This window comes from Roseateles sp. P5_E1 (genome assembly GCF_054049335.1).
This window is the reverse complement of sequence record NZ_JBFUMN010000069.1, coordinates 1-23,576: the sequence shown is the minus strand read 5'-3', so window position 1 is coordinate 23,576 and position 23,576 is coordinate 1. Positions and strand designations below refer to the sequence as shown.

The following is a 23,576-nucleotide window of genomic DNA, read 5'->3' as shown; positions in this document are numbered from 1 at the left end:
CCGGCAAAGCCGGTTCCACGGCGGCCGCCTGATGAAGGAGCCTGCTGACGCGGCTCCTTTTTTATTGGGCGCCCGGCTTGAAGTTCTTCAACACAAAGGGTGCGCTCACAATGATCGGCTGGCCCACCTGCCCGACGTGCGCCGACAGCATCACCGTGCCTGCAGCTTGGTTTTCTTGGACTGTGCCGTTCAGCACCACGGGCTCCAGCTTGTTGGTCAGCGTGGCCACACTGGACAGCAGGGCCGTGTAGGGCGCTGCATTCAGTTGCAGCGAGATGGGCACGCTGACCTTGGCCTTGGCGTCGTCCGTATCCAGCCGCATCCACATGAGCACCTGCAGCTTGTCGCCCTTGCGGATCTCGCCGGTGATGGGTGTGATCACGCCGTTGTCCCAGACGTTGGCGCGCTTGCCCTGCAGGTCGACGCGCAGGCAGGTCTTGCCCGAGGCCTCGCAAGCCACCTGCTGTGTGGATTGGCCCTCGCCATAGACCGACCAGGCACTGACCTTGGCCGAATTGATCAGGTGATCCAACGCGGGGTCACCGCCGCGCGCCACTTGGGGTGTCGGCGCGCCGGGCGCCGGCACGAGGGCACCCAGAATGGGTCGGACCCAGCCGTCTGCCTGCATGTCCCAGACGACGAAGTCTGAGTCGAACTGCCAATAACTCCAACCGAAGCTGCGCGCCTCGGCAGCTCGGGCGACCGCCGCAGTCCAGGCCACGCGCTGCGCCATGCCCGCCGTCTCCAGGGCACCGAACTCGCCCAGCAGAATCGGCCGGCCCGTGCGCTGCGCCCAAGCCTTCACGCGATCGAAGTCCTGCTTGAGCTTGTCCAGCTCGGCGGCCGTGCCCCAGGTCACGCCGGACAGCTTCTGGAACTGCGGCGTCCATGACGCGCCCTGGTGGGTGAACTCCATGGGCGTGTAGTAATGGAAGGTCACGACCAGGTTGCGGTCGGACTCGGGCAGCTTCAGGGTGTCGAGCTGATCCAGCGAGTTCCAGAACTTCGGCCCGACGACGACGCGGCGCTTCGGGTTGGTCTCGCGGATGATGGCCAGGTTCTCGGCCAGCATGTCGTTCCATACCGCGTCGGCCGCGCCGTTGGGCTCGTTCAGGATCTCGAACAGCACCGCGTCGGGCGCGTCCTTGTAGCGCGGGGCGATTTGGCGCCAGAAGGCCTTGAGGCGCGTCCGGCACTTGTCGATCTCCTTGGCGCAGTCGTTGAAGTTGTGCTGGTCCAGGATGACCTGCAGGCCCGCCCCCAGCGCCGCGGCTGTCATCTCGTCCAGCGTCTTCAGCCAAGCCGTCGACAAGCGGCCTTCGGCGTCCATGTGCTCGAAGGCATGCAGGTTCAGGCGCACATGGTCGAAGCCACCGTCGCGGATGGCCTGCATATGGCGCAGCTGGAAGCGCGCCTTGGCCGGCTCGCTCCAGAGCGGGTCATAGCCCAGCGCGTTCACGCCGCGTTTGAGGGCCGGTTGCGGCAGGGCCAGGGTGGTTTGCGCAAGCGCGGCCGACGCGAGCCCGAGGGCCAKGCAGGCAGTGCCCAGGACTTGGGGCAACAGATTTCGAATGGGCATGCTGGCTTGTCTCCTGTGGAAGTCATGACGCCGGCCGGGTGGACCCGATGCTCGGCAAAACAACTAAACAATGTTGTTTATTCATTTTGTCTACTTCGCACCGGGACCGAGTCCGGACTAACACGTAGGCCGAAAAGCAAAAAATCCCGGTCGCCGCAATGGGCGAGCCGGGATTTACTTGAGCAACGTGCGCTTCAGCGATCGAAGACTGCGATCGATTCGACGTGCGCCGTGTGCGGGAACATGTTGACCGCGCTGGCCGCTGTGCAGCGATAGCCCGCCACATTGACGAGCAGGCCTGCATCTCGCGCAAGCGTCGCGGGGTTGCAGCTGACGTAGACGATGCGCTTCGGTGCCATCCAGCCCGGCGCCAGCGACGGGTCCTGGGCAATGTCCGCCACCGCCTTGGCCAGCGCAAAGGCGCCTTCGCGCGGCGGGTCGATGAGCCAGCGGTCCGCTGCACCATCCAATGCCAGCAGTTCAGGCGTCATCTCGAACAAGTTGCGCGCGACGAAGCTCGCCTTGTGCGCCAGGCCGTTCAGCGCCGCGTTCTCGCGCGAGCGCTGCACCAGGGTCTCGCTGCCCTCGATGCCCAGCACCTCACGCGCCTTGGTGGCCAGCGGCAGCGTGAAATTGCCCAGGCCGCAGAACCAGTCGATGATCCGGTCATCCGGCTCAACAGCCAGCAGGCGCAGCGCGCGGCCGACCAGGGTGGCGTTGATGTGCGGGTTGACTTGCGTGAAGTCGGTCGGCTTGAACGGCATGGTCACGCCGAACTCGGGCAGGCGGTAGGCCAGTTGCGGCCCGCCTTCGTCGAGCAGCTTGACCGTATCCGGCCCCTTGGGCTGCAGCCACCACTGCACGCCGTGCTTCTCGCCAAACTCTCGCAGCAGGGCGATGTCGCCGTCCGGCAGCGGGTTCAGGTGGCGCAGCACCAGCGCAATGACCTCGTCGCCCATGGCCAGTTCGATCTGGGGTAGGCGGTCGCGCTCGGCCATCGCCATGATCAGCTCGCGCATCGGCATCAGCAGGTCGCTGACGACCTTGGGCACGACCTTGCAGACCTGCATGTCGGCCACATAGCGGCTCTTGCGCTCGTGAAAGCCGATCAGCACGACGCCCTTCTTCTGCACATAGCGCACCGAGAATCGCGCGCGGTAGCGATAGCCCCAGGTCGGGCCCTCGATGGGCCGCAGCAGAACCTCGGCCTTGACCTTGCCGAGATGCCAGAGCTGGTCTTCCACCACCCGCTGCTTCACCGCCACCTGGGCTCCGGCCTGCAGATGCTGCATCTTGCAGCCGCCGCAGGCGCCGGCGTGCAGGCCGAAGTGCGGGCAGCCCGGCGTCACGCGCAGCGAGCTTTCCTTCTTGATTTCGGTGAGCTGGCCCTGCTCCCAGTTGTTCTTGCGGCGCGAGATCTGCGCCTTCACGATCTCGCCCGGCAAGGCACCGTCGATGAAGACCACCTTGCCCTCGGCGTTGTGCGCCACGCCTTGTGCTTCAAGTTCGATGCTTTCGACCTTGAGCCATTCCGTTGTCTGAGTCATCCCCAGATTATCTGAGGCTCGCGCAACCCGTCAGAAGATCGAGTCCCGATCCACGCCGTGGCGCATCATGTTGCGCTTGAGCTTGGCCAGCGCCTCGATCTGGATCTGGCGGATGCGCTCGCGCGTCAGCTTGAGGCGGATGGCCAGCACGTCCAGCGTCTCCGGTTCACGGTCCGACAGGCCGTAGCGGCCCGACAGCACCTCGCGCTCACGGTCGTTGAGGCTGGCCAGCCCGTGCTGCAGCAACTCCTCGACCTCGTGCGACAGGCGCAGGCCCATCGGGTCGATAGCCTGGTCGTCGGCCACCAGATCCAGCATGGACTCGCCGCCCTCGCCGTTGCGGTCCACCGGCGAATCCAGCGAACTCGGCAGCTCGGCATAGGCCAACAGCTCGGCCACCTCGTCGACCGGCCGGCCCAGCGCTTGGGCCACGTCCTCGGCGCGCACGCGGCCTTCGGAGCCATTGGCGCTCTGCAGTGCCTCGAGTGCGCGGCGCGCCTTCAGCACCTGGTTGAGCTCGCGCACGATGTGCACCGGCAGCCGCACCAAGCGGGCCTGGTGCATCAGCGCGCGCTCGATGCTCTGGCGTATCCACCAGCTCGAGTAGGTGGAGAAACGGAACCCGCGCTCGGGCTCGAATTTGCCGATGGCGTGCATCAGGCCGAGATTGCCCTCCTCGATGAGATCGCTCATCGGCAGGCCTCGGCCGAGGTAGTTCTTGGCGATGCTGACGACCAGGCGCAGGTTGTGCTCGATCATGGCCTGGCGCGCGTCGAAATCACCCGCGCGCGCCGCAACGGCCGTGTCGAATTCCTGCTGAGGCGTCAGCAGCGGCGTGCGGCGGATGTCGCGCAGATAGGCCTGCAGCGCGTTGCCGAGCTCGACCTCGTCGCCGCCATTGCGCAGTGCCCGGCCGTCTTCTTCGCTGACGTCTGAAACCGGCTCGGCATCACCGCTGCCCCCGTTCAGCGCCGACAAGATGACAGCCGGCTCGCTGCCATTGCCACCATGTCCGTTGAGCTTGGGCGCAGCGCGTTTCATGACGTGATCGCTGGCCCGATGCATGACTGTTGGCTGGCCGGCTTCTCAGCGCGGCGGCARCAGCTTGGCCGGATCGACAGGCTTGCCGAGCTTGCGCACTTCAAAGTGCAACTTGACGGTATCGCTCTCGGTGGAACCCATCTCGGCAATCCTCTGACCCTTGCGTACGGTTTGGTCCTGCTCGACCAGCATGGCCCGGTTGTGGGCATACGCTGTCAGGTAGGTGCTGTTGTGCTTGATGATGACCAAGTTGCCGTAGCCGCGCAACCCCGAACCAGCGTAAACAACGCGTCCATCGGCGACAGCCAGCACCGGGTCACCCGGCTTGCCTGCAAAGTCCAGACCCTTGTTGCGCTGCTCGTCGAAGCCGGCACTGATGGATTGGGCGACCGGCCAACCCCAGGCCATGCTGTCGTCTTCCGATGCGGCCGGTGTGGACGTACTGGTGGACGAAGCCGTCGGCGCACTTGCGGCAGCGACCGGCGGCTTGGCGTCAAGCGGCCGCGACTCGACCTTGGCCGTGCTGGCGATGGGCTTGGCCGTCACGGCGCTGGGGTCGACACCTGGAGGCACGACGCGCAGCACCTGCCCCACCTCGATGCGGTTGGGGTTCTCCAGGCTGTTCCATTTGGCCACGTCACGCCAGCTCTGGCCATTGTCCAGCGCGATGCGGATCAGCGCGTCACCCGGCTTGACGGTGTAGTAACCGGCTTTGCCGGCGTTCTCAGCACCCGGCAGCGGCGGCTTGGCATCGGGCGCGGAAGCCGCCGACGCGGCGGGCGCCGGCACCACCGCGGCCGTGGCGGGCTGCGGGTTGCGGTCCTCGACCGGTGCGGCACGATGCAACGACGTGCCGCAGGCGCTGAGCAGCAGCGAGGTGGTGATGGCAGTGAATAAAAGGCGCAGGCTTGAGGGCATCGTGTGGCTAGAGCACGTTGGAAGGCCGACCCGATTGTGTGGCGCGGTGCGCCGACGGCCCCGTCAGAGGACGCCGGATTTTAAGGGGACGAACAGCACGGCTTCATGCTCGTTGCGCACCCAGCGGCTGACGCCCGCCTCGACGACATGGTCGAGCACCACCAGCACCTGGCCGCGGCCGCCGGCCGCCGTCGGGGCGATGAGGCGCCCGCCAGGGGCGAGTTGCTCGGTCCAGGCGGCGGGAATGTCCTCGCCGCCCGCCGCAGCGATGATGCAGTCGAAAGGCCCGCTGGCTGCGTGGCCCAGGCGGCCATCGCCCCAGATGAGGCGCGGTACGCGCGGCAGCCCCACACGCTGCAGATTGAGCTTGGCCTTGTCGTGCAGGCCCTGCAGGCGCTCGATGGAGGTGAGCTGTCGCGCCAGCAGCGCGATGACGGCTGCTTGGTAGCCGCAACCCGTGCCGATTTCCAGCACACGGCCCAGCGACCCGCGCTGGCGCGCACCAGCGCCGGCCATCAGCAGGCCCAGCATGTGGGCGACCACCGAGGGCTTGGAAATGGTCTGGCCGTGGCCGATGGGCAGGGCCGTATCTTCATAGGCCTGGGCAGCCAAGGCGCTGTCGACGAATTCATGGCGCGGCACGGTGGCCATCGCGGCGAGCACATGCTCGTCGAACTTCCCCTCGGCGCGCAGCCGGTCGACCATGCGCTGGCGCACGGCGCCGCTGTCCAGCCCGGTGCCGCTGGGGCGCGCTAGCCGGGCCGCGTCCCGCGTGGCCTGATGCAGATGGCGCTGCGGCATCAGCAGTTCACGCTGCGGTGACGTGGCCGACTTCAGGCTGGCCGGGAAGCGCTTGGGTGTAGACATTCAGAGACCGAGGCGCTGCGCCCAGGCACCGAGAGACGAATGTTCGGTCAGGTCCACCTGCAGCGGCGTGATCGACACCTGGCCGTTGGCGGTGGCGTGGAAGTCCGTGCCCTCGCCGGCGTCCCGGGCGTCCCCGGCCGGGCCGATCCAGTAGATGGTCTCGCCGCGCGGGTTGATCTGCTCGATGATGCCTTCGCTGGCATGGCGCCGGCCCAGGCGCGTGATCTTGCGCGGCAGGGTGTCGGCATCGGCCCGGTTGGGGATGTTGACGTTGAGCAGGAAGCCCTGGCTTAAGCCCCCGGCAATGACCTGCTCGACGACGCTGCGCGCCACGCGGGCCGCGGCCTCCAGTTCAACCCAGCCCTTCTCGGCCTGCGAGAAGGCGATGGACGGGATGCCGAACAGATAGCCCTCGGTGGCGGCGGCGACGGTGCCGGAATACAGCGTGTCGTCGCCCATGTTGGCGCCGTTGTTGATGCCCGAGAGCACCAGGTCGGGCCGATAGCCCAGCAGGCCGGTCAGGGCGAGATGGACACCGTCGGATGGCGTGCCGCTGACATAACGGAACCCGTTGGCGGCGCGGTGGACATTCAGCGGCCGGTTCAGCGTCAGCGAGTTGGACGTGCCGCTGGCGTTCTGCTCGGGGGCGATGACTTCGATCTCGCCCAGGCCTTCGCAGGCTTTTACCAGGGCCGCGAGGCCCGGTGCGAGGTAACCGTCGTCGTTGGAAATCAGGATGCGCATGGGGCCAATTGTAGGGAGAGCGTCACCTGCGAGACCGGGTGTAACCACCTTGATTCCTATCATCGCCAATTCACGAAATCTGGAGACGACGATGAAGGCATGGCTCTGCGAGAACCCGGTGGGCGTCGAGGCGCTGCAATGGCGTGAACTGCCCGCTCCCGCTCTGCCAGCGGGCCAGATCCGCGTGGCTATCCGCGCCGCCAGCCTGAACTTTCCTGACCTGCTCATCGTGCAGAACAAGTACCAGATGAAGCCGCCCCTGCCCTTTGTGCCAGGCACGGAGTTCTCGGGCGTGGTCACCGAGGTGGGCGAAGGCGTCAAGGGCTTTGCCGTGGGCCAGCGCGTCGCGGCCTTTGGCGGCCTGGGTGGCTTTGCCACCGAGGTCTGCATCCCGGCCGTGCTGGCCATGCCGCTGCCCGAAGCTTTCAGTTTCGAGGACGCCGCGGCCTTCATCTGTACCTATGCCACGAGCCACCACGCGCTGGTGGACCGCGCAGCTCTGAAGCCCGGCGAGACCGTGCTCATCCTGGGCGCGGCTGGTGGCGTCGGCACGGCCGCCATCCAGATCGCCAAGGCCGCCGGGGCGCGGGTCATCGCCGCGGCGGGCAGCGATGCCAAATGCCTGGCCTGCAAGGCCCTTGGCGCCGACGCGACCATCAACTACGCGACGCAGAACCTGCGTGATGAATTGAAGGCCCTGACCGAAGGCAAGGGGCCCGACGTCATCTACGACCCCGTTGGCGGCGACCTGGCCGAAGCGGCCTTCCGCTCCATCGCCTGGCGCGGCCGCTACCTCGTCATCGGTTTTGCGCAGGGCCAGATTCCGGCGCTGCCGCTGAACCTGGCGCTGCTCAAGGGCGCGTCCCTGGTCGGCGTGTTCTGGGGCGAATTCGCCAAACGCGAGCCCGGGCATAACGCCACGATGCTGGGAGAGTTGGCGGCCTGGTATGCCGCGGGCAAGATCAAGCCGGTGCTGGACCGGGTGCTGCCGATGGAGGAGTTGCCTGCCGCCTTCGCGCGCATGGCGGCCCGCGAGGTGGTCGGCAAGTTAGTTCTTACCAATTCGTGAAGCCTGAACCGGGGGCTTGGACTAGGGCGATCCACCGGAGCTTCTAGGGGGCGGTGCGCTACATTCTCGACGGTCGAATCGACAGCCGCTGCCCGCCACGCGCCATGACCGTCAAAGTTCTCATCATCGAAGACAACCCCGTTGCCCGCAGTTTCCTGTGCCGCGTGGTGCGAGAGAGCTTCAGCGACGCGATGGAGCTCACCGAAGTCGGTGACCTTGAGAACGCCCGCCGCCAGGTTGCCAAGCTTTCAGGTGGCAACCCGGAGATCAGCTTCAAGCTCATCCTCGTCGACCTGGAACTGCCCGATGGCAACGGTATGGAGTTCCTGACCGAGCTGGCGGGATCTCCGGCCATCAAGATCGTCACGACGCTGTATTCGGACGACGACCACCTCTTCCCGGCCTTGCAGTGCGGTGCCGACGGCTATCTGCTGAAGGAAGACCGCTTCGAGGTGCTGGTGGAGGAGCTGCAGCGCATCGTGCGCGGCCAGCCGCCGCTGTCACCCGCCATCGCGCGCCGCCTGCTGTCTCACTTCCGTCCCGGCTCCAGTGACAGCGGCACCATGCCGCTGAACTCGGGCTTCGGCTCACTGTCATCCTCGCACGCGGGCTTTTCCAACAGCCGCAGCGTCGCCCTGGACCCGCCGCCCGAATGGGAACGCCTGACGCCGCGCGAGAGCGAAGTGCTGACCTATCTGAGCAAGGGGTTCACGATCAAGGAGATCGCGAACCTGATGGGCATCAAGTGGTTCACCGTCAACGACCACATCAAGAGCATCTACAAGAAGCTCAACGTGTCCAGCCGTGCGGAAGCGGCGGTGCTGGCGTCAAAGCAGGGCCTGGTCTAACCAGCGGTCCATCAGCCGCTTCAGGGCGGCTCGCAATCCTTCAGATTCGCGCGACATCGCGGCGCGAAGTTCATTCGGCGTGATGCCGGCCTGCGCCAGTTCGTCGATATGGCCGATCAGCCATTGCTCGAAGCGCTCGGGCGCGACCTCGGGGTGGAACTGCAGGCCCAGGGCCCGGTTGTGCGGCGCGAACGCCTGGTGAGGGCAGACGGTCGTCGCCGCCAGTGACACCATCCCGGCCGGCAACTCGAACTGATCGCCGTGCCAGTGCAACATGGGTTGATCGCCCAGCTCGACCAACGCCGTGCCCTGCCCCGCCGCCGTCATGGTCAGCGGCGCAAAGCCGATCTCCTTGACGCCCATGGGCTTCACGCGCGCGCCCAGGGCTCGGGCCATCAGCTGCGCGCCCAGGCAGATGCCGAGCAGCGGCAGGCGTGAGTCCAGTCGTTGGCGGATCAGCCCGACCTCGTCGACCAGCCAGGGGAAACGTTCCTCGTCTTCCACGCTGATCGGCCCGCCAAGCACGACGAGCAGATCGATTGCATCAAGATCAACGGCAGCGAAGTCGTCGACGCCGGCCTCGTGATAGCGGACATCGAAACCGCGTGAAAGCAGCACGGGCTCGATGAGACCGAGGTCCTCGAAGGCGAGATGGCGCAGGGCCAGGGCGGTTTTCATCTGCGCCATCATCGCCTCTCGATCAGACAGCCGAGCGCAGCTTCACGCTCGGGAAATCCACCGGCACCGCAAACGCGACGTTCACGTAGTTGGTGAACAGATTCAGCGCCACGTGAGCCAGGATCTCGACGATCTGGCCGTCGCCAAACCCCGCCGCGCGCACGGCTGCCACATCGGCATCACCCACCTGGCCGCGCTGCTCGACGAGTTGGAGCGCGAAGCGCAGCGCCACCGCCGTCGCCGGGTCGGCCGACTCACCAGCCTGGGCCGCGTTCATCTCGGCAGGCGTCGCACCGGCCTTGCGGCCCAGGGCGGTATGCGCGGCCAGGCAGTATTCGCAGGCATTGCGGTCAGCCACGGCAACGGCGATCTGCTCGCCCAGTTTGGCTGGAATCGCCCCGCCACCAAGAGCGCCAAAGAAGGACCACATGGCCTGCAGCGCCGCAGGCGAATTCGCCGCCGCGCGGAACATGTTCGGCGTCGCGCCAAAGGCGCCGTGGATCGCGTGCAGCGTCGCGCGGGCTGCGGCGGGGGTGTCGGTGGCAGAGACAAGGGGAACGCGGGAGGTCATGGTGTCGCCTTTCGAGGGTAGTGGATGAAGGCCTCCACTGTCGTTGCCAGGCAGGACCGATAGGTATCATTTCATCCAACAATTCAACCCATTCGTACCGTGACTGACAGCCCGCCACTGGACCGCCTGAGCCCGCTGTTCGAGCGCTTTCGCGTGCGCGCCAGCCTTTTCCACGCCGGGCCGCTGTGCGGCGTGACCCACTTTGATGCAGGGCCCGGCCGCGGTTTCCTGCATGTGATGCGCAATGGCGAGATGGAGGTGAGGCATGCCCGTGCGACCGGCCTCATCGAACGCCTGTGGGTGCGCGAACCCAGCCTGGTCTTCTACCCGCGCCCGCTGGCGCACGACTTCCACAACGCGCCGACCGAGGGCTCGGACTTCGTCTGCGCAACCCTGGACTTCGAGGCCGGCCACCCRCTCGTGCAGGCGCTGCCGCCGCTGGTSGTGCTSCCGCTGGCGCAGGTGGACGGCATTGACGCCACGCTCTCCCTGCTGTTCGGCGAAGCCGAGCGCGTGCGCTGTGGCCAGCGCTTGCTGGCAGACCGGTTGTTCGAGGTGCTGCTGCTGCAACTGCTGCGCTGGATGCTGGACCAGCGCGACGCGGCCCTGCCCTTGGGCCTGATGCGCGGCCTGGCGGACGCGCGCCTGGCCCGGGCGCTAACGGCCCTGCATGCCCGGCCGGGCGAGGCCTGGAGCCTGGCAGCCATGGCGACCGAGGCTGGCATGTCGCGCAGCCGCTTTGCCGAGGCGTTTCGCGACGCCCTGGGCCAGACGCCCGCCGGCTATCTCGCCGACTGGCGCCTGGCCATCGTCCGCGCCGAACTGCGCGCCGGCAAGTCCTTGAAGACGCTGGCGGCCGAGCTGGGCTATGCGAATGCCTCGGCCCTGAGCCGGCTGTTCGCGCAGCGGCATGCGGGCACGTCGCCGCGGGCCTGGCTTCAGCAGCACGGGTAGTAAAGTGCCGCAGATGCATCGCGTCGGTCGCTTCGTCCTGCTCTGCCTGCTGCTCGTGCTGCTGCCCCTGCGCAGCCTGCTCGCGGCCGGCCAGCTGGGCTGTGAGCCGGTACCGGTGCCCATGCAAGAGCAACACGCCGGCCATGACCACCAGAGCATGCATGGCGATGCCCACAACCACGCGGCCAAGCCCTGCAAGCTCTGCGCGCCCTGTTGCCTGGCGGCCGCGCCGCCGCCCGTGCTGACGCTGGACACGCCGCCTGCCGCACCGGCCCTGCGCGTGGCTCAGGCACCGGCCGAGCGCTGGGCTGGCGTCGTACCTCCATTGCCCGACCCGCCTCCCAGGGGCTGAGCTTCTCTTCGCCGCTGTTACTGCCGCTGTTCCCGCCGCTGCAAAACGCGGCGGGCGTCTTCGCACCGCCCCGAGAGGCCCTGCATGCATCCCCTTCCCTTCGCCCGCACCTGCGGGCTCGCGCTACTGACCGCGCTGACTGGCTGCACCACCGCGCCCCCCGACAGCATCGCCCCCGTCTCCAGGCTGACCGAGCCACACACCGCCCAGCCACTGTCGGCCACCCTGCCCTCTGCTGACCAGATTGCCGAGCGACTGCGAGAACCGCTGACGGCGGATGCCGCCGTGCAGCTCGCGCTGCAGAACAATCGCGGTTTGCAGGCCCGGCTGGCGCGCCTTGGTGTCACCGCTGCCGACGTCGATGCGGCCGGCCGTCTGCTCAACCCAGGCTTTCGCTTCAGCCGCCTGACGCGTGGCAGCGAGGTGGAGCTGGAGCGCGGCTGGCATATCGACCTTGCGCGTCTGCTGACCCTGCCCCTGGTGCGCGCCGCCGAGCAACGCCGCCTGCAGGCTGAGCAGCAGCAGGCCGCCGCCGACACGCTGGCCCTGGCCGCCGACACGCGCCGCGCCTGGGTGCGCGCCGTCGCGGCCGAGGAGGCCCTGGCCTACCGCCGCCAGGTGCGGGAAGCCGCCGAGGCCGGCGCGGAACTCGCACGCCGCATGCAGGTCGCCGGCAACTTCAATGCTTTGGCGCGGGCCCGCGAACAAGGCTTCGAGGCCGACGCCCGACTCGCCTTGGCACGCACCGAGGCCCAGCGGCTCGCCGCACGCGAACGCCTTGTGCGCCTGCTGAGCCTGGAGGACGGCAGCACATTGCGCCTGCCCGACCACTTGCCCGAACTGCCGGCCACGCCGCGCGAGCAGCCCGGCGTCGAGGCGCAGGCCCTGGCCCAGCGCCTGGACGTGCAGGCGGCGCGGCTGACTCTGGAGCAATCCGCGCGCCAGCTTGATCTTGCTCGAATGACGCGCTGGGTGTCGATGCTGGAGCTGGGCACGGTACGCAATTCGTCCAACGAACAGCCCACCCAGCGCGGCTGGGAGGTGGCGCTGGAGCTGCCACTCTTCGGCCCCGGCCCCCAACCGAAGGCTGAGGCGCTGGCCCGCGAAGCCGCACATGTGGCCGCGGATACAGCCATCCAGGCCCGCTCCGAAGCCCGCGAGGCGTACGGCCTCTACCGCAGCGCTTTCGATGTCGCCCGCCAGCACCGGGACGAACTGCTGCCGCTGGCCCAGCGCGTCTCCAGCGAACAGCTGCTGCGCTACAACGCCATGCTGATCGGCGTCTTCGAGCTGCTGGCCGATGCCCGCGCCCAGGTCGCCGCCGTCAATGCCACACAGGAGGCGCTGCGCGATTTCTGGATCGCCCAGGCCGACCTCGACCAGGCCCTCGTCGGTCGTGTCACGCCAGCCCTGCCCCAGGCCGCCGCCGCCGTCTCCGCCGCGGCAACCCACTGAATCCCGAGGATCCCATGCTCAATCGACGCTCCCTGCTCGCTGGCACCTCGCTGGCCGCGGTGTCCACCGTGGCGCTCGCGGCCCTGCCAGAACCCGTCATCCAGACCTCGCCCGACACGCAAGCGCCGCTGGTTCCACGCAATGGCCGCCCCTACAACCCCGTCGTCACGCTGAACGGCTGGACGGCGCCATGGCGCATGAACGCCGGCGTCAAGGAATTCCATCTCGTCGCCGAACCCGTCGTGCGCGAGATGGCGCCGGGCTTCACCGCACGCCTGTGGGGCTACAACGGCCAGAGCCCCGGGCCGACCATCGAGGTCGTCGAGGGCGACCGCGTGCGCATCTACGTGACCAACCGCCTGCCCGAGGCCACCAGCATGCACTGGCACGGCCAGCGCCTGCCCAACGGCATGGACGGTGTCACGGGCCTCACGCAGCCTCCCATCCCACCCGGCAAGACCTGGGTCTACGAGTTCATCGCCCGCCGCCCCGGCACCTTCATGTACCACCCGCATGCCGACGAGATGGTGCAGATGGCCATGGGCATGATGGGCCTGTGGATCACGCATCCCAAGGCGAAGCACCCGCAGATCGACGACGTGGACCGCGACTACGCCTTCCTGCTCAATGCCTATGACATCGAGCCCGGCAGCGCCACGCCCAAGGTCATGACCATGCTGGACTTCAACCTGTGGAGCTGGAACAGCCGCATCTTTCCGGGTATCGCGCCGCTGGTAGCGCGCCAGGGCGACCGCGTGCGCATCCGCATCGGCAACTTGACGATGACCAACCATCCCATGCACATCCATGGCCATGAGTTCGAGGTCACCGGCACCGACGGCGGCCCGGTGCCACGCACGGCGCGCTGGCCCGAAGTGACAACCGACATCGCGGTCGGCCAGATGCGCCAGATCGAGTTCATCGCCGACGAGGAAGGCGACTGGGCCTTCCACTGCCACAAGGCTCACCACACGATGAACGCGATGGGACATGACGTGCCAACCATGCTGGGTGTGGATGCGAGCGACCTGGAGGCCAAGATCCGCAAGCTGGTGCCGGGCTATATGGCCATGGGCCACAGCGGCATGCACGAGATGACGGAGATGAGCATGCCGGGGCCGGAGAACACCGCGCCCATGATGGCCGGGGACGGGCCTTTCGGATCGATCGCGATGGGTGGGATGTTCAGCGTGCTCAAGGTCAGGCGCGGACTGAAGCGGGGCGACTACAGCGACCCGGGCTGGTTCCCGCACCCCGCCGGCACGCTGGCGCGCGAAGTGGGTGACGCGCCGCCAGCGGCCACGGCGCCCGGTGCGGCTCCCCAGGATGCCCAGGTGCAGGTGCGCAAGCCCGGAGGGCACCACCAACATTGACGGCGGGCCGCATTGGCGGGTTTTAACAAGCTCTCGGCGGGGCAGATCGAGACACTGACTCCATCGATCCACCCCACCCAGGAGCCTGTCATGAGCACCACCATCCGCCCCTTCCGCATCGACATCCCGCAAGCCCAGATCGACGACCTGAAGCAGCGCCTGCGCCAGACCCGCTGGCCCCAGACCACCGTGCAGGATTGGAGCCGCGGCCAGGCCACCGGTTTCATTCGCGAACTGGCGGAGCAATGGGTGGATGGCTACGACTGGCGCCAGCACGAAGCCGAGCTGAACCGCCATCCGCAGTTCCTGACCGAGATCGACGGCCAGACCATCCACTTCCTGCATGTGCGCTCGCCCGAGCCGCATGCGCTGCCGCTGATCCTCACGCATGGCTGGCCCAGCACGGTGGCCGAGTTCCTCGATGTGATCGGCCCCTTGAGCAACCCACGCGCCCATGGGCTGGACCCGGCGATGGCCTTTCACCTCGTCATCCCGTCTCTGCCCGGCTTTGCCTTCTCGTCGCCGCTGGCCGGCCCTGGCTGGGAGGCCACGCACACTGCCGCCGCCTGGGACACGCTGATGAAGCGCCTGGGCTACGAGCGCTATGGCGCCCAGGGGGGCGACGGCGGCGCGCTCGTCGGCCGCGAGCTGGGCATCCTGAATCCGCGGGGCTTGGTGGGCGTGCACCTGCAGCAGATCTTCGCCTTCCCGAGCGGCGCGCCGGGCGAGATGGAGAAGCTGTCCCCGTTCGAGAGGGCCGGGTTCGCCAACCTCGAGCGCTTCCAGAAGTACAACGGCTATGCCGAGATCCAGTCCAAGCGGCCGGCCACGCTGGGCTTCGGCCTGGTGGATTCGCCGGTGGCGCAGCTGGCCTGGAATGCCGAACTCTTCTTCGGCTTCGAGGGCGAGGCCGCCCAGACCATGGACCGCGAGCGCTTCCTGACCCATGTCTCGCTGTACTGGTTCACCGCCACCGGTGGTCAGGCGGCGGAGTTCTATTTCGAGAACGCCCAGACCGGCGCCGGCTACCGTGAACTGCCCAACCCGGTGCCCACGGCCGTGGCCTCCTTCCCGAACGACTTCCGCTCGGTGCGTGCCTTTGCCGAGCGCTCGCACAGCAACATCGTGCAGTGGACCGAAATGCCGCATGGCGGGCATTTCGCGGCGACGGACGCGCCCGAGCTGCTGGTGCGGGACATGCGCCGCTTCTTCGCCCAGTTGCAGTAAGTCGTCGCTACCATGCGTGCATGCCTTCTCCTCGCATGCACGTGGCGTGACGGGCCACAACCCAGGCATCCAGCGTGAAACGCGCGCGGCCGATTCGCCATCGGCCGCGCGTTTCATCACGCACATCGACCGGGTGAGCTACACGGCAGCGACGCAGGATCTGGTGCGGCCGGATGGCAGCTGGGACCTCGTCTTCCGGCAGACCCGGGGCGGCCTGATGGTGCTACAGACCGGCCAGACCGACCGCGTCGTGGAACTGGGCAGCGAGGCCGGCGACAGCTATCTCAGCATCGCTTTCCGACCCGAGATCTACATGCCCGCCCGACCGGGCCAGCGCATGATGAACCAGGGCCATGTGCATGGGTTCGCGGGGCGGCGTGACTTCCTGATCGGCGACGAGCGCCTGGAACTGCCCAGCTTCGAGAACGCCGAGCAGCTCGTCATGCAACTTGCGCGGCGCGGCCTCATTGAGGTGGACCTGCTGGTGCAGCGCGCTGCTGCCGGCGGCTGGGAGCGCGTGGACGACCGCAGCCTGCAGCGCCACAGCAGCCATGTGACCGGCATGAGCCCGAAGAAGCTGCAGCAGATCCTGCGCGCCGACGCCGCCGCAGGCCTGCTGCAACAAGGTCAGCGCCCCGCCGATGTGGCGGCCGAACTGGGCTACACCGACCAGGCCCATCTCACGCATTCGCTGCGCAGGATTCTGGGGCTCACACCGGGGCAGTTGCAGCCACGCGCACCCAACCTGCCCTGATTGACGCCCCGCACAAAGCAAAAAGGCCAGTCCTGGTGGACTGGCCTTGTGCTGGAGGAGAGGGGGGGATTCGAACCCCCGAGACGTTACCGTCCGCCTGATTTCGAGTCAGGTACATTCAACCACTCTGCCACCTCTCCGAATCTGGTGCGAGCTGAGCCCAGCATTATAGCCAGGCTTTTTGAGCTCAACCTCGCAACGTGTCAGCGCCGCCCAGATAGGGCCGCAGCGCCTCAGGCACAGTGATGCTGCCATCCGCGTTCTGGTAATTCTCGAGAACCGCAACCAACGTCCGGCCGACCGCCAGGCCTGAGCCATTGAGCGTGTGCACGAACTCGTTCTTGCCCTGCGCGTTCTTGAAGCGCGCCTGCATGCGGCGGGCCTGGAAGGCGCCCATGTTCGAGCAGGAACTGATCTCTCGGAAGGTGTTCTGCGCCGGCAGCCAGACCTCGAGGTCATAGGTCTTGGTCGAGCCAAAGCCCATGTCGCCGCTGCACAGCAGCACGGTGCGATACGGCAGGCCGAGCTTTTGGAGTACGGCCTCGGCGTGACCCGTCATTTCCTCCAGCGCGGCCATGCTGTTTTCAGGCAGCTCGATGCGCACCATCTCGACCTTGTCGAATTGATGCTGGCGGATCAGGCCCCGCGTGTCGCGCCCGGCCGAGCCGGCTTCCGAGCGGAAACAGGGGCTGTGCGCCGTCAGCTTGACGGGCAGTTCCTCGGGCTTGAGCACGCTCTCGCGCACGGTGTTGGTCAGCGAGATTTCCGAGGTCGAGATCAGGTACTGCTCGACCTGTTCCTCATCGCCGCCACGCAGCACCCAGAACATGTCTTCCTTGAACTTGGGCAACTGGCCGGTGCCCTCCAGGATCTCGCGGTTGACGATGTAGGGCGTGTAGCACTCGGTGTAGCCATGGTCCGTCGTCTGCACGTCGAGCATGAACTGGGCAAGCGCGCGATGCAGTCTGGCGGCCGGGCCTTTCAGGAAGGCGAAGCGCGAGCCGGAGAGCTTGGCGCCCATCTCGAAGTCCAGGCCCAGCGGCGCGCCCAGGTCGACGTGGTCCTTGACCTCGAAGTCGAATGTGCGGGGCGTACCCCAGCGGCGCACTTCGACATTGCCGGCTTCGTCCACGCCCGCAGGCACACTCGCGTCGGGCAGATTGGGCACGCCCATCAGCATCTGGTTCAGCTCGACCTGGATGGCGTCCAGGCGTTCGGCGCCGGCTTTCAGCTCGTCGGCAATGCTGCCGACTTCTGCCATCAGCGCAGATGCATCTTCGCCCTTGCCCTTGGCCATGCCGATCTGCTTGGACAGCGCATTGCGGCGGGCCTGCAGTTCCTCGGTGCGCACCTGCACCGAGCGGCGCTCGCCTTCGAGCGACTTGAAGCGCTCCACGTCGAGGAAGGTCTGGGGGGTCTTGCGCGCGTTCAGGCGCTCGATGACAGCATCGAGGTCCTTGCGCAGCTGGGTGATGTCGAGCATGGGAATACCTTCAGGATTCGAATAGACAAGCGGCGCCAATGTGAGGCGCCGCCGGAAGCTGGAAGCACCGACGTCAAGATCGCGAGGAACTGACCTCGGCCATGGACTTGTCGCCCAGCCCCATCGGCAACGGGAAGCGAACATGCTCCTCCACGCCCGGCAGACTACGCACCGTGGTGGCGCCCAGCGCGCGCAGGCGGTCGATGACGGCCTGCACCAGCACGTCGGGCGCCGAGGCACCGGCGGTCAGCCCCACGCGGGCGCGGCCATCCAGCCACTCGGCCTTCAGGTCTTCGGCGGAGTCGACCATATAGCCCGGCGTGCCCAGGCGTTCGGCCAGTTCGCGCAGACGGTTGCTGTTGGAACTGGTGGGGCTGCCAACAACGATGACGACGTCCACCTGGGGCGCCAGCACCTTGACGGCGTCCTGGCGGTTCTGCGTGGCATAGCAGATGTCCTGCTGCTTGGGTTCGCGCACCTGGGGGAAGACGCGCTTCACCTCGGCCAGGATCTCGGCCGCGTCGTCCACGCTCAACGTGGTCTGCGTGACGACGGCGAGCTTGCCCTGATCACGCACCTGCACCTTGGCCACATCCTCGACCTCTTCGACAAGGAAGATGCCTTCGGACAGCTGGCCCATCGTGCCCTCGACCTCGGGATGACCCTTGTGGCCGATCATGATGAATTCATAGCCTTCGCGGTGCAGCTTGGCCACCTCGACGTGGACCTTGGTSACCAGYGGGCAGGTCGCGTCGAACACCTGGAAGCCCCGTGCGGCGGCCTCGCGGCGCACCTCCTGGCTGACGCCATGGGCGCTGAACACCAGCGTCGCGCCGGGCGGCACCTCGGCCAGGTCCTCGATGAAGATSGCGCCGCGCGACTTCAGGTCGTTGACGACGTAGGTGTTGTGGACGATCTCGTGGCGCACGTAGATCGGCGAGCCGAACTTCAACAGCGCGCGCTCGACGATCTCGATGGCGCGGTCCACGCCGGCGCAAAAGCCGCGCGGTTCGGCCAGCACCACTTCCTGGGGATGCAAAACAGCGTTCATCAAAGCACCCCGATCACTTGGACTTCAAAGCTGACCGGTTGGCCAGCAAGCGGGTGGTTGAAGTCGAACAGCAGGGCTTCGTCGCCAAGTTCGCGAACGACCCCGGCATAGCCGCCCTGCCCGTCCGGGCCGGGGAATTGCACGACGTCACCGACGTTGTAGACCTCGTCCGGGTCGCCCAGTTGCCGCAGCAGTGACAGCTTCACGCGCTGCAACAGCTCGGGGTTGCGTTCGCCGAAGGCTTCGCCGGGCTTCAGCTCGAAGCGCTCATGCGCGCCCTCGGGCAGGCCGATGAGGCGCGCCTCGATGGCGGGCGACAGCTGGCCGGCACCGAGCGACAGCGTGGCGGGCTTGTCGTCAAAGGTGTTGACGATGTCGGCGCCGTCCGGGCCCGAGAGCCGGTAATGCAAGGTCAGGAAGGACCCGGCCTGGATGGGGTTCATGCGAGAAGGGAAAAGAAAAGGGAACGCTTGGCTAGACTGCGGCCGATTTTATGTCGTTGACCCATCTGCCCCCTGAAGCCCGCCCGCGCGAGAAATTGCTTGCCCGCGGCCCGCAGGCGTTGGCGGATGCCGAACTGCTCGCCCTGCTGCTGCGCACCGGCATCCAGGGCCTGCCCGTGCTGCAACTGGCACAGAGCCTGCTGGATCGATTTGGCGGCTGGGCGGGGCTGCTGGCGGCCAGCGTGCAGGACCTCGGCAAGATCAAGGGCCTGGGCCCCGCAAAGCGTGCCGAGATCGCCGCCGTGCTGGAGATTGCGCGGCGCTCGCTGAACCAGCAGCTGACCGAGAAGCCAGCGCTGAACGACGTGGACACGGTCAAGACTTATCTGCGCCTGCATCTGGGCGCGCTGGGCCACGAAGTCTTCGCAGTGCTGTTCCTCGACGCGCAGTTGCGCCTGATCGCAATGGAGACGCTGTTCCAGGGCTCGCTGACCCACACGACAGTGCATCCGCGCGAGGTCGTCAAACGTGCTCTCGCCCTGGGTGCCGGCGCTGCCATCCTCGCCCACAACCACCCCAGCGGCGTGGCCGAGCCCTCGCGCGCCGATGAACTGCTGACCAAGCATCTCAGCCAGGCGCTGGCCCTGGTGGATGTGCGTGTTGTCGACCATTTCGTCGTCGGTGCGAACGAGGTCGTGTCATTTGCCGAGCGGGGGCTGCTGTGACCGTCAAGACGGTGCGCAGCCTCGCCGACCTGAAACCGCTGGCCCGCGAGTTGGCCGCGGCAAGGCTGGCAGCCGAGCTCGAACGGGAGCGTGTCGCCGCGGCCATGCGCCTGGCGGAGCAGGAAAGGCGGGTCTTCGAGCTGACCGTCGGCCCGGTGACACCGCTGCGCAGCATGGACCGCTTCATCCACGACCTCGATCAACCGCCACCCGAGCCGCGCCAGCGCGAAGCGGACGAGCGCGCGGTGCTGCTGCAGGCCCTGTCCGACGAGATCGACGTCGACACGCTGCTGGACACCGACGAGACATTGAGCTTTCGCCGCGAAGGCATCAGCCTCGAGGCGGTGCGCAAACTGCGCCGCGGCCACTGGGCGCTGCAGGCCCAGCTCGACCTGCACGGGCTGCGCCGTGACGCGGCCCGCGAGGCCTTGGGGCTGTTCATCCACGACAGCGCGCGGCGCGGCCTGCGCTGCGTGCGCGTCGTGCATGGCAAGGGGCATGGCTCACCGGGCCGCGAGCCCGTTCTCAAGGGCCGCGTGCGGCGCTGGCTGGTGCAGAAGAACGAGGTGCTGGCCTTCGTGCAGGCGCGCGCCAGTGACGGCGGGGCGGGGGCGCTGATCGTTCTGCTCAGCGGAACGGCCTGACGCGCCGCTGACGGTGAATAACACCGGGCTGTCACGTCGCGCGGCCGACACGAGGTGCAACGCCATTGACCGACGCCGTTAGCCCGGAGTAGTCTGGGCTCAAGCCGCCATCAGCGCGACATCCGGTTTCCCAGCCCCAACGAGGAGAGCCCATGTCCCTTACCTTTTCCGATCGTGCGCCCCAGCCCAAGAGCTATCTGGGCATCGGTCTGGTTGTCGCCCTGCATCTGGCCGGGATCTACGCGCTGAGCGCCGGGCTGATCAAGTCTCCGCCCAGGGTCAAGGAAGCCACCATCCTGTTGCCACCCATCCCGGACAAGCAGCCCGAAAGGGAACCTGTGCGAGAGATCAAGAAGGCCGAACAGCCCACGCTGATCAATGTTCCCAAGCCGGACGTGTTGCCTCCACCCACATGGACAGAGGAGACACCGCATGTCGTTGTCGTCGAACAGCGGACCGGAGAACCCACGGTTTCGGCGGGCAGCTCGACAGGCACCGGCACGCCGCCAGTAACGCCCCCTGTGGTGAAACAGGACGCGGGGCTCAGAGCGGCCGGCGCCGTCTGCTCGGTCATGCCGCGCCCCGAAGTCCCCGCCGTCAACTGGAGCGGTGAAACCGTGCTGCAAGTGGTTGCCACGGTGCGCGGCGGCCGCGTCGTCGGTAGCGATTTCCGCGTGATGCAAGGCGCCCTGGACGGCAAGACCAAGCGCTCGCTGCAACGCTCGGTGGAGTCCGCCCTCGCCGGCTACCAATGCCAGGGCGACGCGATGTTCCAGCAGGATTTCGCTTTCAGGCTGGATTAAACGTTTCTCATCCAGTCGGCCGTGCCCGCAAAGGACTCGGCCAGCCGGGCCTGCAGGGCCGGGTCCACTCCGGTCTCCTGCATGGCCTGGCCCATGCAGGCCAGCCACTCATCACGCTCGGCAATGCCGATGCGAAACGGCATGTGCCGCGCCTTCAGCCGCGGGTGGCCGAAGCGGCTGATGTAGTGGTCCGGACCGCCGAGCCAGCCACACAGGAACCAGAACAGCTTGTCGCGCGCGCTGTCCAGCGAATCGCCATGCGCCGCGCGCAGCCGCGCGTAGGCCGGCTCCAGGTCCATCAGGTCGTAGAAGCGGTCGACGAGCTCGCGCACCCGCGCCTCGCCGCCTGCCCATTCGAAGGCAGTGGTGGGAGTCGATTCAGCCAAGGAGTTTGGAGGCGAGCGCCTTGATGGCTTGGGCCGCGTCGCAGCCGGGATAGTGCTCCAGCATCAGCTGGCGCTTGAGCACAGCTTGCTTGACGGCCACGTCGGCCTTGACCTCGCCGTAGAGCTCAAGCCGGAAGCTCTGACCCGGCGTCGGGCCGACGAAGCGCTGCAGCACCTGCTGCAACTGGCCACAAATCAGCTTGCCTTCGCCGACACGGTTGGCCTGGTTGACGAGCAGGCCCACATGGCGGCGGTCTTGCTGGGTGGCCAGCACCTTGATGGTGGCGTAGGCATCGGTCAGCGACGTGGGCTCGGGCGTGGCCACGACGAGGACGTCGGTGGCCAGCGAGATCGCGAACAGCACGACGTCGGAGATGCCCGCGCCGGTGTCCAGCAGCACCCAGTCGAAGCGCGGCTTGACCAGGTCGATGATGTGCAGCAGCTTGTCGCGCACTTCGGGAGTCAGGCGCGAATACTCGACCATGCCCGAGCCGGCCAGCAACACGGAGAAGCCGCCCGGCGCGGGCAGGATGGCCTGCTCCAGCGTGGCCTTTTCGGTGAAGACGTCGTGCAGCGTCAGTTTGGGGTGCAGGTTCAGCACCACGTCGAGATTGGCCAGGCCCAGGTCGGCATCCAGCACCAGCACCTTCTGGCCGCGCGCGGCCAGGGCTGCAGCGAGATTGGCGGTGACGAAGGTCTTGCCGACGCCGCCCTTGCCGCTGGTGACGGCGAGGGTGCGCGCACCGCCGCGCGCCGGGCGCGGCGGCTGAGCAGGAGATGCGGCGGGAGCAGCAGGATCAGAGGTCGTGCTCATGCGGTGTCCTGTTGCGTTTCGAGATTCAGGGAGGCGAACAACATGCCCTTTTCTTCGGCGCTGACCAGGGAGTCGATCTGAGGTTCGAGGCAGGCGCGGTTGCGGCCCTCGGCCTTGGCGCGGTAGAGCTGGCGGTCGGCCCGCTCCGTCCAAAGCAACGGTGATGAGCGCACCCACTGCGGCGCGAAGGCGCCGCCCAGGCTGACGGTGACGCTGAGCATCTGGCCCGGGCCGACCTCGATGGCGAGCTCGGACACGCGCTCGCGCACGCGCTCAGCCACGGCCAAGCCCACATGCGAGGCGCAGTTGGGCAGGATGATGGCGAACTCCTCGCCGCCCACGCGGGCGACGAGATCCATGGGCCTCACGGTCTGCTCGACGGCGCAGGCCACGGCACGGATGACCTGGTCGCCGGCGCCATGGCCGTGGGTGTCGTTGACAGCCTTGAAGTGGTCGATGTCCAGCATCAGCAGCAGGGCCCCCTCACCCGAGCGCGCGACGCGGTCGACCTCGCGGGCCAGCGCCATCTCGAAGCTGCGGCGGTTGACGAGGCCGGTCAGCGCATCCCGGCTGGAGAGGTCGCACAGCGCATCCAGCACGGCCTGCAACCAGGCAGCACTCATCGGCGCCTCGTCTGGAAGCAATGCGCCGGCCTGCTGCAGCAATTGCAGGGCCTGATCCAGAACGAGCGCTTCGGCGTCGATCAGATGGGTGGCGGGCAGGCGTTGTTCCAAAGGGTTGTGGCTGTGGGGGCGGATGGGTGGATTGTGGTTTCGGGGCAGTCTAGCAGCGGCGTCTGCGCGCCCAGGTCGTGAAACAGGCACGTTCCTGGAGGCTGTTTGCACTATGCTGGACCGGCCCAGGGGCCTTAAAAAGGCCCTGCGGTGCAGAATCGGCGCGCCACGCCAGAACTGCTGCGAGCACCAACAAATCTGAATTTCGACATGCCCGCACCCGACCTCGCCTCCGGCACGGACTCCCTCGACCACGAATTCAGCTTCAGCAAGGCCGACTTCGACCGTGTGCGTGAACTGATCTATAAGCACGCCGGCATCAGCCTGCATGACGGCAAGCATGCGATGGTCTACAGCCGGCTGTCTCGGCGCCTGCGCGAGACCGGGCACAAGAGCTTCGGCAGCTATCTGCAGTGGCTGGAGGCCTCGACCGGCCCGTCCGGCGCCGCGGAGTGGCAGGAGTTCGTCAACTGCCTGACGACCAACCTGACCTCCTTCTTCCGCGAGGAACATCAC

The 23,576-nt window shown here is 67.3% G+C and carries 25 protein-coding genes, 1 tRNA gene and 1 pseudogene; 12 read left to right on the top strand and 15 right to left on the bottom strand.

Translation table 11 applies throughout. From position 1 onward, the window contains the following. Positions 1–61: 61 nt before the first annotated feature. The 6 genes from ACXJKJ_RS27430 to surE form a co-directional block, all read right to left on the bottom strand. A complete protein-coding gene (locus ACXJKJ_RS27430; RefSeq protein ID WP_457394034.1) occupies positions 62–1,579 on the bottom strand; it encodes a glycoside hydrolase family 5 protein in 1,518 nt (505 codons plus the stop codon). A 194-nt stretch (positions 1,580–1,773) separates the two neighbouring features. Further along, the gene (rlmD, locus tag ACXJKJ_RS27425) at positions 1,774–3,126 is read right to left on the bottom strand and encodes a 23S rRNA (uracil(1939)-C(5))-methyltransferase RlmD (RefSeq protein WP_457394031.1); all 1,353 of its coding nucleotides are present in this window, start codon (positions 3,124–3,126) and stop codon (positions 1,774–1,776) included. A gap of 30 nt (positions 3,127–3,156) precedes the next feature. After that, positions 3,157–4,167: an RNA polymerase sigma factor RpoS gene (rpoS, locus tag ACXJKJ_RS27420; RefSeq protein WP_082532550.1), complete on the bottom strand. Its 1,011-nt coding sequence runs from the start codon at positions 4,165–4,167 to the stop codon at positions 3,157–3,159. A 45-nt stretch (positions 4,168–4,212) separates the two neighbouring features. Then, complete coding sequence (locus ACXJKJ_RS27415) at positions 4,213–5,085, bottom strand: peptidoglycan DD-metalloendopeptidase family protein (protein ID WP_457356222.1); 873 nt, start codon at positions 5,083–5,085, stop codon at positions 4,213–4,215. A gap of 63 nt (positions 5,086–5,148) precedes the next feature. After that, entirely contained in the window at positions 5,149–5,952 is an 804-nt protein-coding gene (locus tag ACXJKJ_RS27410; RefSeq protein WP_056195420.1) for a protein-L-isoaspartate(D-aspartate) O-methyltransferase, read from the bottom strand. Beyond that, a complete protein-coding gene (gene surE, locus ACXJKJ_RS27405; protein WP_056195417.1) occupies positions 5,953–6,696 on the bottom strand; it encodes a 5'/3'-nucleotidase SurE in 744 nt (247 codons plus the stop codon). A gap of 91 nt (positions 6,697–6,787) precedes the next feature. Between surE and ACXJKJ_RS27400 the strand changes: the two genes are divergently transcribed. Then, positions 6,788–7,765 carry an NADPH:quinone oxidoreductase family protein gene (locus ACXJKJ_RS27400; RefSeq protein WP_457356223.1) on the top strand — a complete coding sequence of 326 codons (978 nt, stop codon included), beginning with the start codon at positions 6,788–6,790 and terminating at the stop codon, positions 7,763–7,765. 104 nt (positions 7,766–7,869) lie between these two features. Then, complete coding sequence (locus tag ACXJKJ_RS27395) at positions 7,870–8,613, top strand: LuxR C-terminal-related transcriptional regulator (RefSeq protein ID WP_056195409.1); 744 nt, start codon at positions 7,870–7,872, stop codon at positions 8,611–8,613. Here ACXJKJ_RS27395 and ACXJKJ_RS27390 read toward each other — a convergent pair. Both ACXJKJ_RS27390 and ACXJKJ_RS27385 read right to left on the bottom strand, forming a co-directional pair. Next, on the bottom strand, positions 8,593–9,291 hold the full coding sequence (locus ACXJKJ_RS27390) for a glutamine amidotransferase (RefSeq protein WP_056197162.1): 699 nt from the start codon (positions 9,289–9,291) through the stop codon (positions 8,593–8,595). The two genes, ACXJKJ_RS27395 and ACXJKJ_RS27390, sit on opposite strands and share 21 nt — an antisense overlap. Positions 9,292–9,313: 22 nt before the next feature. Continuing rightward, positions 9,314–9,862 (bottom strand): carboxymuconolactone decarboxylase family protein, encoded by a 549-nt coding sequence (locus tag ACXJKJ_RS27385; protein ID WP_457394028.1) that lies wholly within the window; start codon positions 9,860–9,862, stop codon positions 9,314–9,316. Between the two features lie 99 nt (positions 9,863–9,961). Here ACXJKJ_RS27385 and ACXJKJ_RS27380 point away from each other — a divergent pair, with 99 nt between their 5' ends. The 6 genes from ACXJKJ_RS27380 to ACXJKJ_RS27355 all read left to right on the top strand — a co-directional run bounded on the left by ACXJKJ_RS27380 (position 9,962) and on the right by ACXJKJ_RS27355 (position 15,977). Then, the gene (locus tag ACXJKJ_RS27380; protein WP_457394026.1) at positions 9,962–10,816 is read left to right on the top strand and encodes a cupin domain-containing protein; all 855 of its coding nucleotides are present in this window, start codon (positions 9,962–9,964) and stop codon (positions 10,814–10,816) included. Positions 10,817–10,829: 13 nt separating this feature from the next. Next, the gene (locus ACXJKJ_RS27375; protein WP_457394023.1) at positions 10,830–11,168 is read left to right on the top strand and encodes a hypothetical protein; all 339 of its coding nucleotides are present in this window, start codon (positions 10,830–10,832) and stop codon (positions 11,166–11,168) included. An 84-nt stretch (positions 11,169–11,252) separates the two neighbouring features. Next, the gene (locus tag ACXJKJ_RS27370) at positions 11,253–12,623 is read left to right on the top strand and encodes a TolC family protein (RefSeq protein WP_457394020.1); all 1,371 of its coding nucleotides are present in this window, start codon (positions 11,253–11,255) and stop codon (positions 12,621–12,623) included. Between the two features lie 14 nt (positions 12,624–12,637). Next, positions 12,638–13,996, top strand: a complete 1,359-nt coding sequence (locus ACXJKJ_RS27365) for a multicopper oxidase family protein (RefSeq protein WP_056195396.1) — start codon at positions 12,638–12,640, stop codon at positions 13,994–13,996. Between the two features lie 90 nt (positions 13,997–14,086). Then, positions 14,087–15,223, top strand: coding sequence for an epoxide hydrolase family protein (locus ACXJKJ_RS27360; RefSeq protein WP_457394016.1), 1,137 nt, complete (start codon positions 14,087–14,089; stop codon positions 15,221–15,223). A 16-nt stretch (positions 15,224–15,239) separates the two neighbouring features. Beyond that, a complete protein-coding gene (locus ACXJKJ_RS27355) occupies positions 15,240–15,977 on the top strand; it encodes a helix-turn-helix domain-containing protein (RefSeq protein ID WP_457394013.1) in 738 nt (245 codons plus the stop codon). 52 nt (positions 15,978–16,029) lie between these two features. On the opposite strand, the gene ACXJKJ_RS27350 is transcribed toward ACXJKJ_RS27355, so the two are convergent. From ACXJKJ_RS27350 to ACXJKJ_RS27335, 4 genes are all read right to left on the bottom strand, one after another. Then, positions 16,030–16,117: transfer RNA gene (locus ACXJKJ_RS27350), tRNA-Ser, on the bottom strand. A 47-nt stretch (positions 16,118–16,164) separates the two neighbouring features. Beyond that, positions 16,165–17,460: a serine--tRNA ligase gene (serS, locus tag ACXJKJ_RS27345; protein WP_457394010.1), complete on the bottom strand. Its 1,296-nt coding sequence runs from the start codon at positions 17,458–17,460 to the stop codon at positions 16,165–16,167. Positions 17,461–17,533: 73 nt separating this feature from the next. Then, positions 17,534–18,511 (bottom strand): 4-hydroxy-3-methylbut-2-enyl diphosphate reductase, encoded by a 978-nt coding sequence (gene ispH, locus ACXJKJ_RS27340; protein WP_457394007.1) that lies wholly within the window; start codon positions 18,509–18,511, stop codon positions 17,534–17,536. Further along, positions 18,511–18,954, bottom strand: coding sequence for an FKBP-type peptidyl-prolyl cis-trans isomerase (locus ACXJKJ_RS27335; protein ID WP_056195383.1), 444 nt, complete (start codon positions 18,952–18,954; stop codon positions 18,511–18,513). The genes ispH and ACXJKJ_RS27335 overlap by 1 nt, the downstream gene beginning before the upstream one ends. Positions 18,955–19,004: 50 nt before the next feature. Here ACXJKJ_RS27335 and radC point away from each other — a divergent pair, with 50 nt between their 5' ends. From radC to ACXJKJ_RS27320, 3 genes are all read left to right on the top strand, one after another. After that, positions 19,005–19,679 carry a RadC family protein gene (radC, locus tag ACXJKJ_RS27330; protein ID WP_457324033.1) on the top strand — a complete coding sequence of 225 codons (675 nt, stop codon included), beginning with the start codon at positions 19,005–19,007 and terminating at the stop codon, positions 19,677–19,679. Further along, positions 19,676–20,323: a Smr/MutS family protein gene (locus tag ACXJKJ_RS27325; protein WP_457324032.1), complete on the top strand. Its 648-nt coding sequence runs from the start codon at positions 19,676–19,678 to the stop codon at positions 20,321–20,323. The genes radC and ACXJKJ_RS27325 overlap by 4 nt, the downstream gene beginning before the upstream one ends. Positions 20,324–20,475: 152 nt before the next feature. Further along, positions 20,476–21,126: a hypothetical protein gene (locus tag ACXJKJ_RS27320; RefSeq protein ID WP_457394004.1), complete on the top strand. Its 651-nt coding sequence runs from the start codon at positions 20,476–20,478 to the stop codon at positions 21,124–21,126. Here ACXJKJ_RS27320 and ACXJKJ_RS27315 read toward each other — a convergent pair. The 3 genes from ACXJKJ_RS27315 to ACXJKJ_RS27305 are packed head-to-tail and all read right to left on the bottom strand — an operon-like array spanning position 21,123 to position 23,060. Then, positions 21,123–21,512 carry a group II truncated hemoglobin gene (locus ACXJKJ_RS27315; protein ID WP_457394002.1) on the bottom strand — a complete coding sequence of 130 codons (390 nt, stop codon included), beginning with the start codon at positions 21,510–21,512 and terminating at the stop codon, positions 21,123–21,125. The two genes, ACXJKJ_RS27320 and ACXJKJ_RS27315, sit on opposite strands and share 4 nt — an antisense overlap. Continuing rightward, positions 21,505–22,326 carry a MinD/ParA family protein gene (locus tag ACXJKJ_RS27310; RefSeq protein WP_056195368.1) on the bottom strand — a complete coding sequence of 274 codons (822 nt, stop codon included), beginning with the start codon at positions 22,324–22,326 and terminating at the stop codon, positions 21,505–21,507. Before ACXJKJ_RS27310 ends, ACXJKJ_RS27315 begins: the two co-directional genes overlap by 8 nt. Beyond that, on the bottom strand, positions 22,323–23,060 hold the full coding sequence (locus ACXJKJ_RS27305; RefSeq protein ID WP_056195365.1) for a GGDEF domain-containing protein: 738 nt from the start codon (positions 23,058–23,060) through the stop codon (positions 22,323–22,325). Before ACXJKJ_RS27305 ends, ACXJKJ_RS27310 begins: the two co-directional genes overlap by 4 nt. A gap of 210 nt (positions 23,061–23,270) precedes the next feature. On the opposite strand from ACXJKJ_RS27305, the pseudogene ACXJKJ_RS27300 reads away from it, so the two are divergent. Next, a pseudogene (locus ACXJKJ_RS27300) lies at positions 23,271–23,576 on the top strand (chemotaxis protein CheR); the annotation flags it as partial.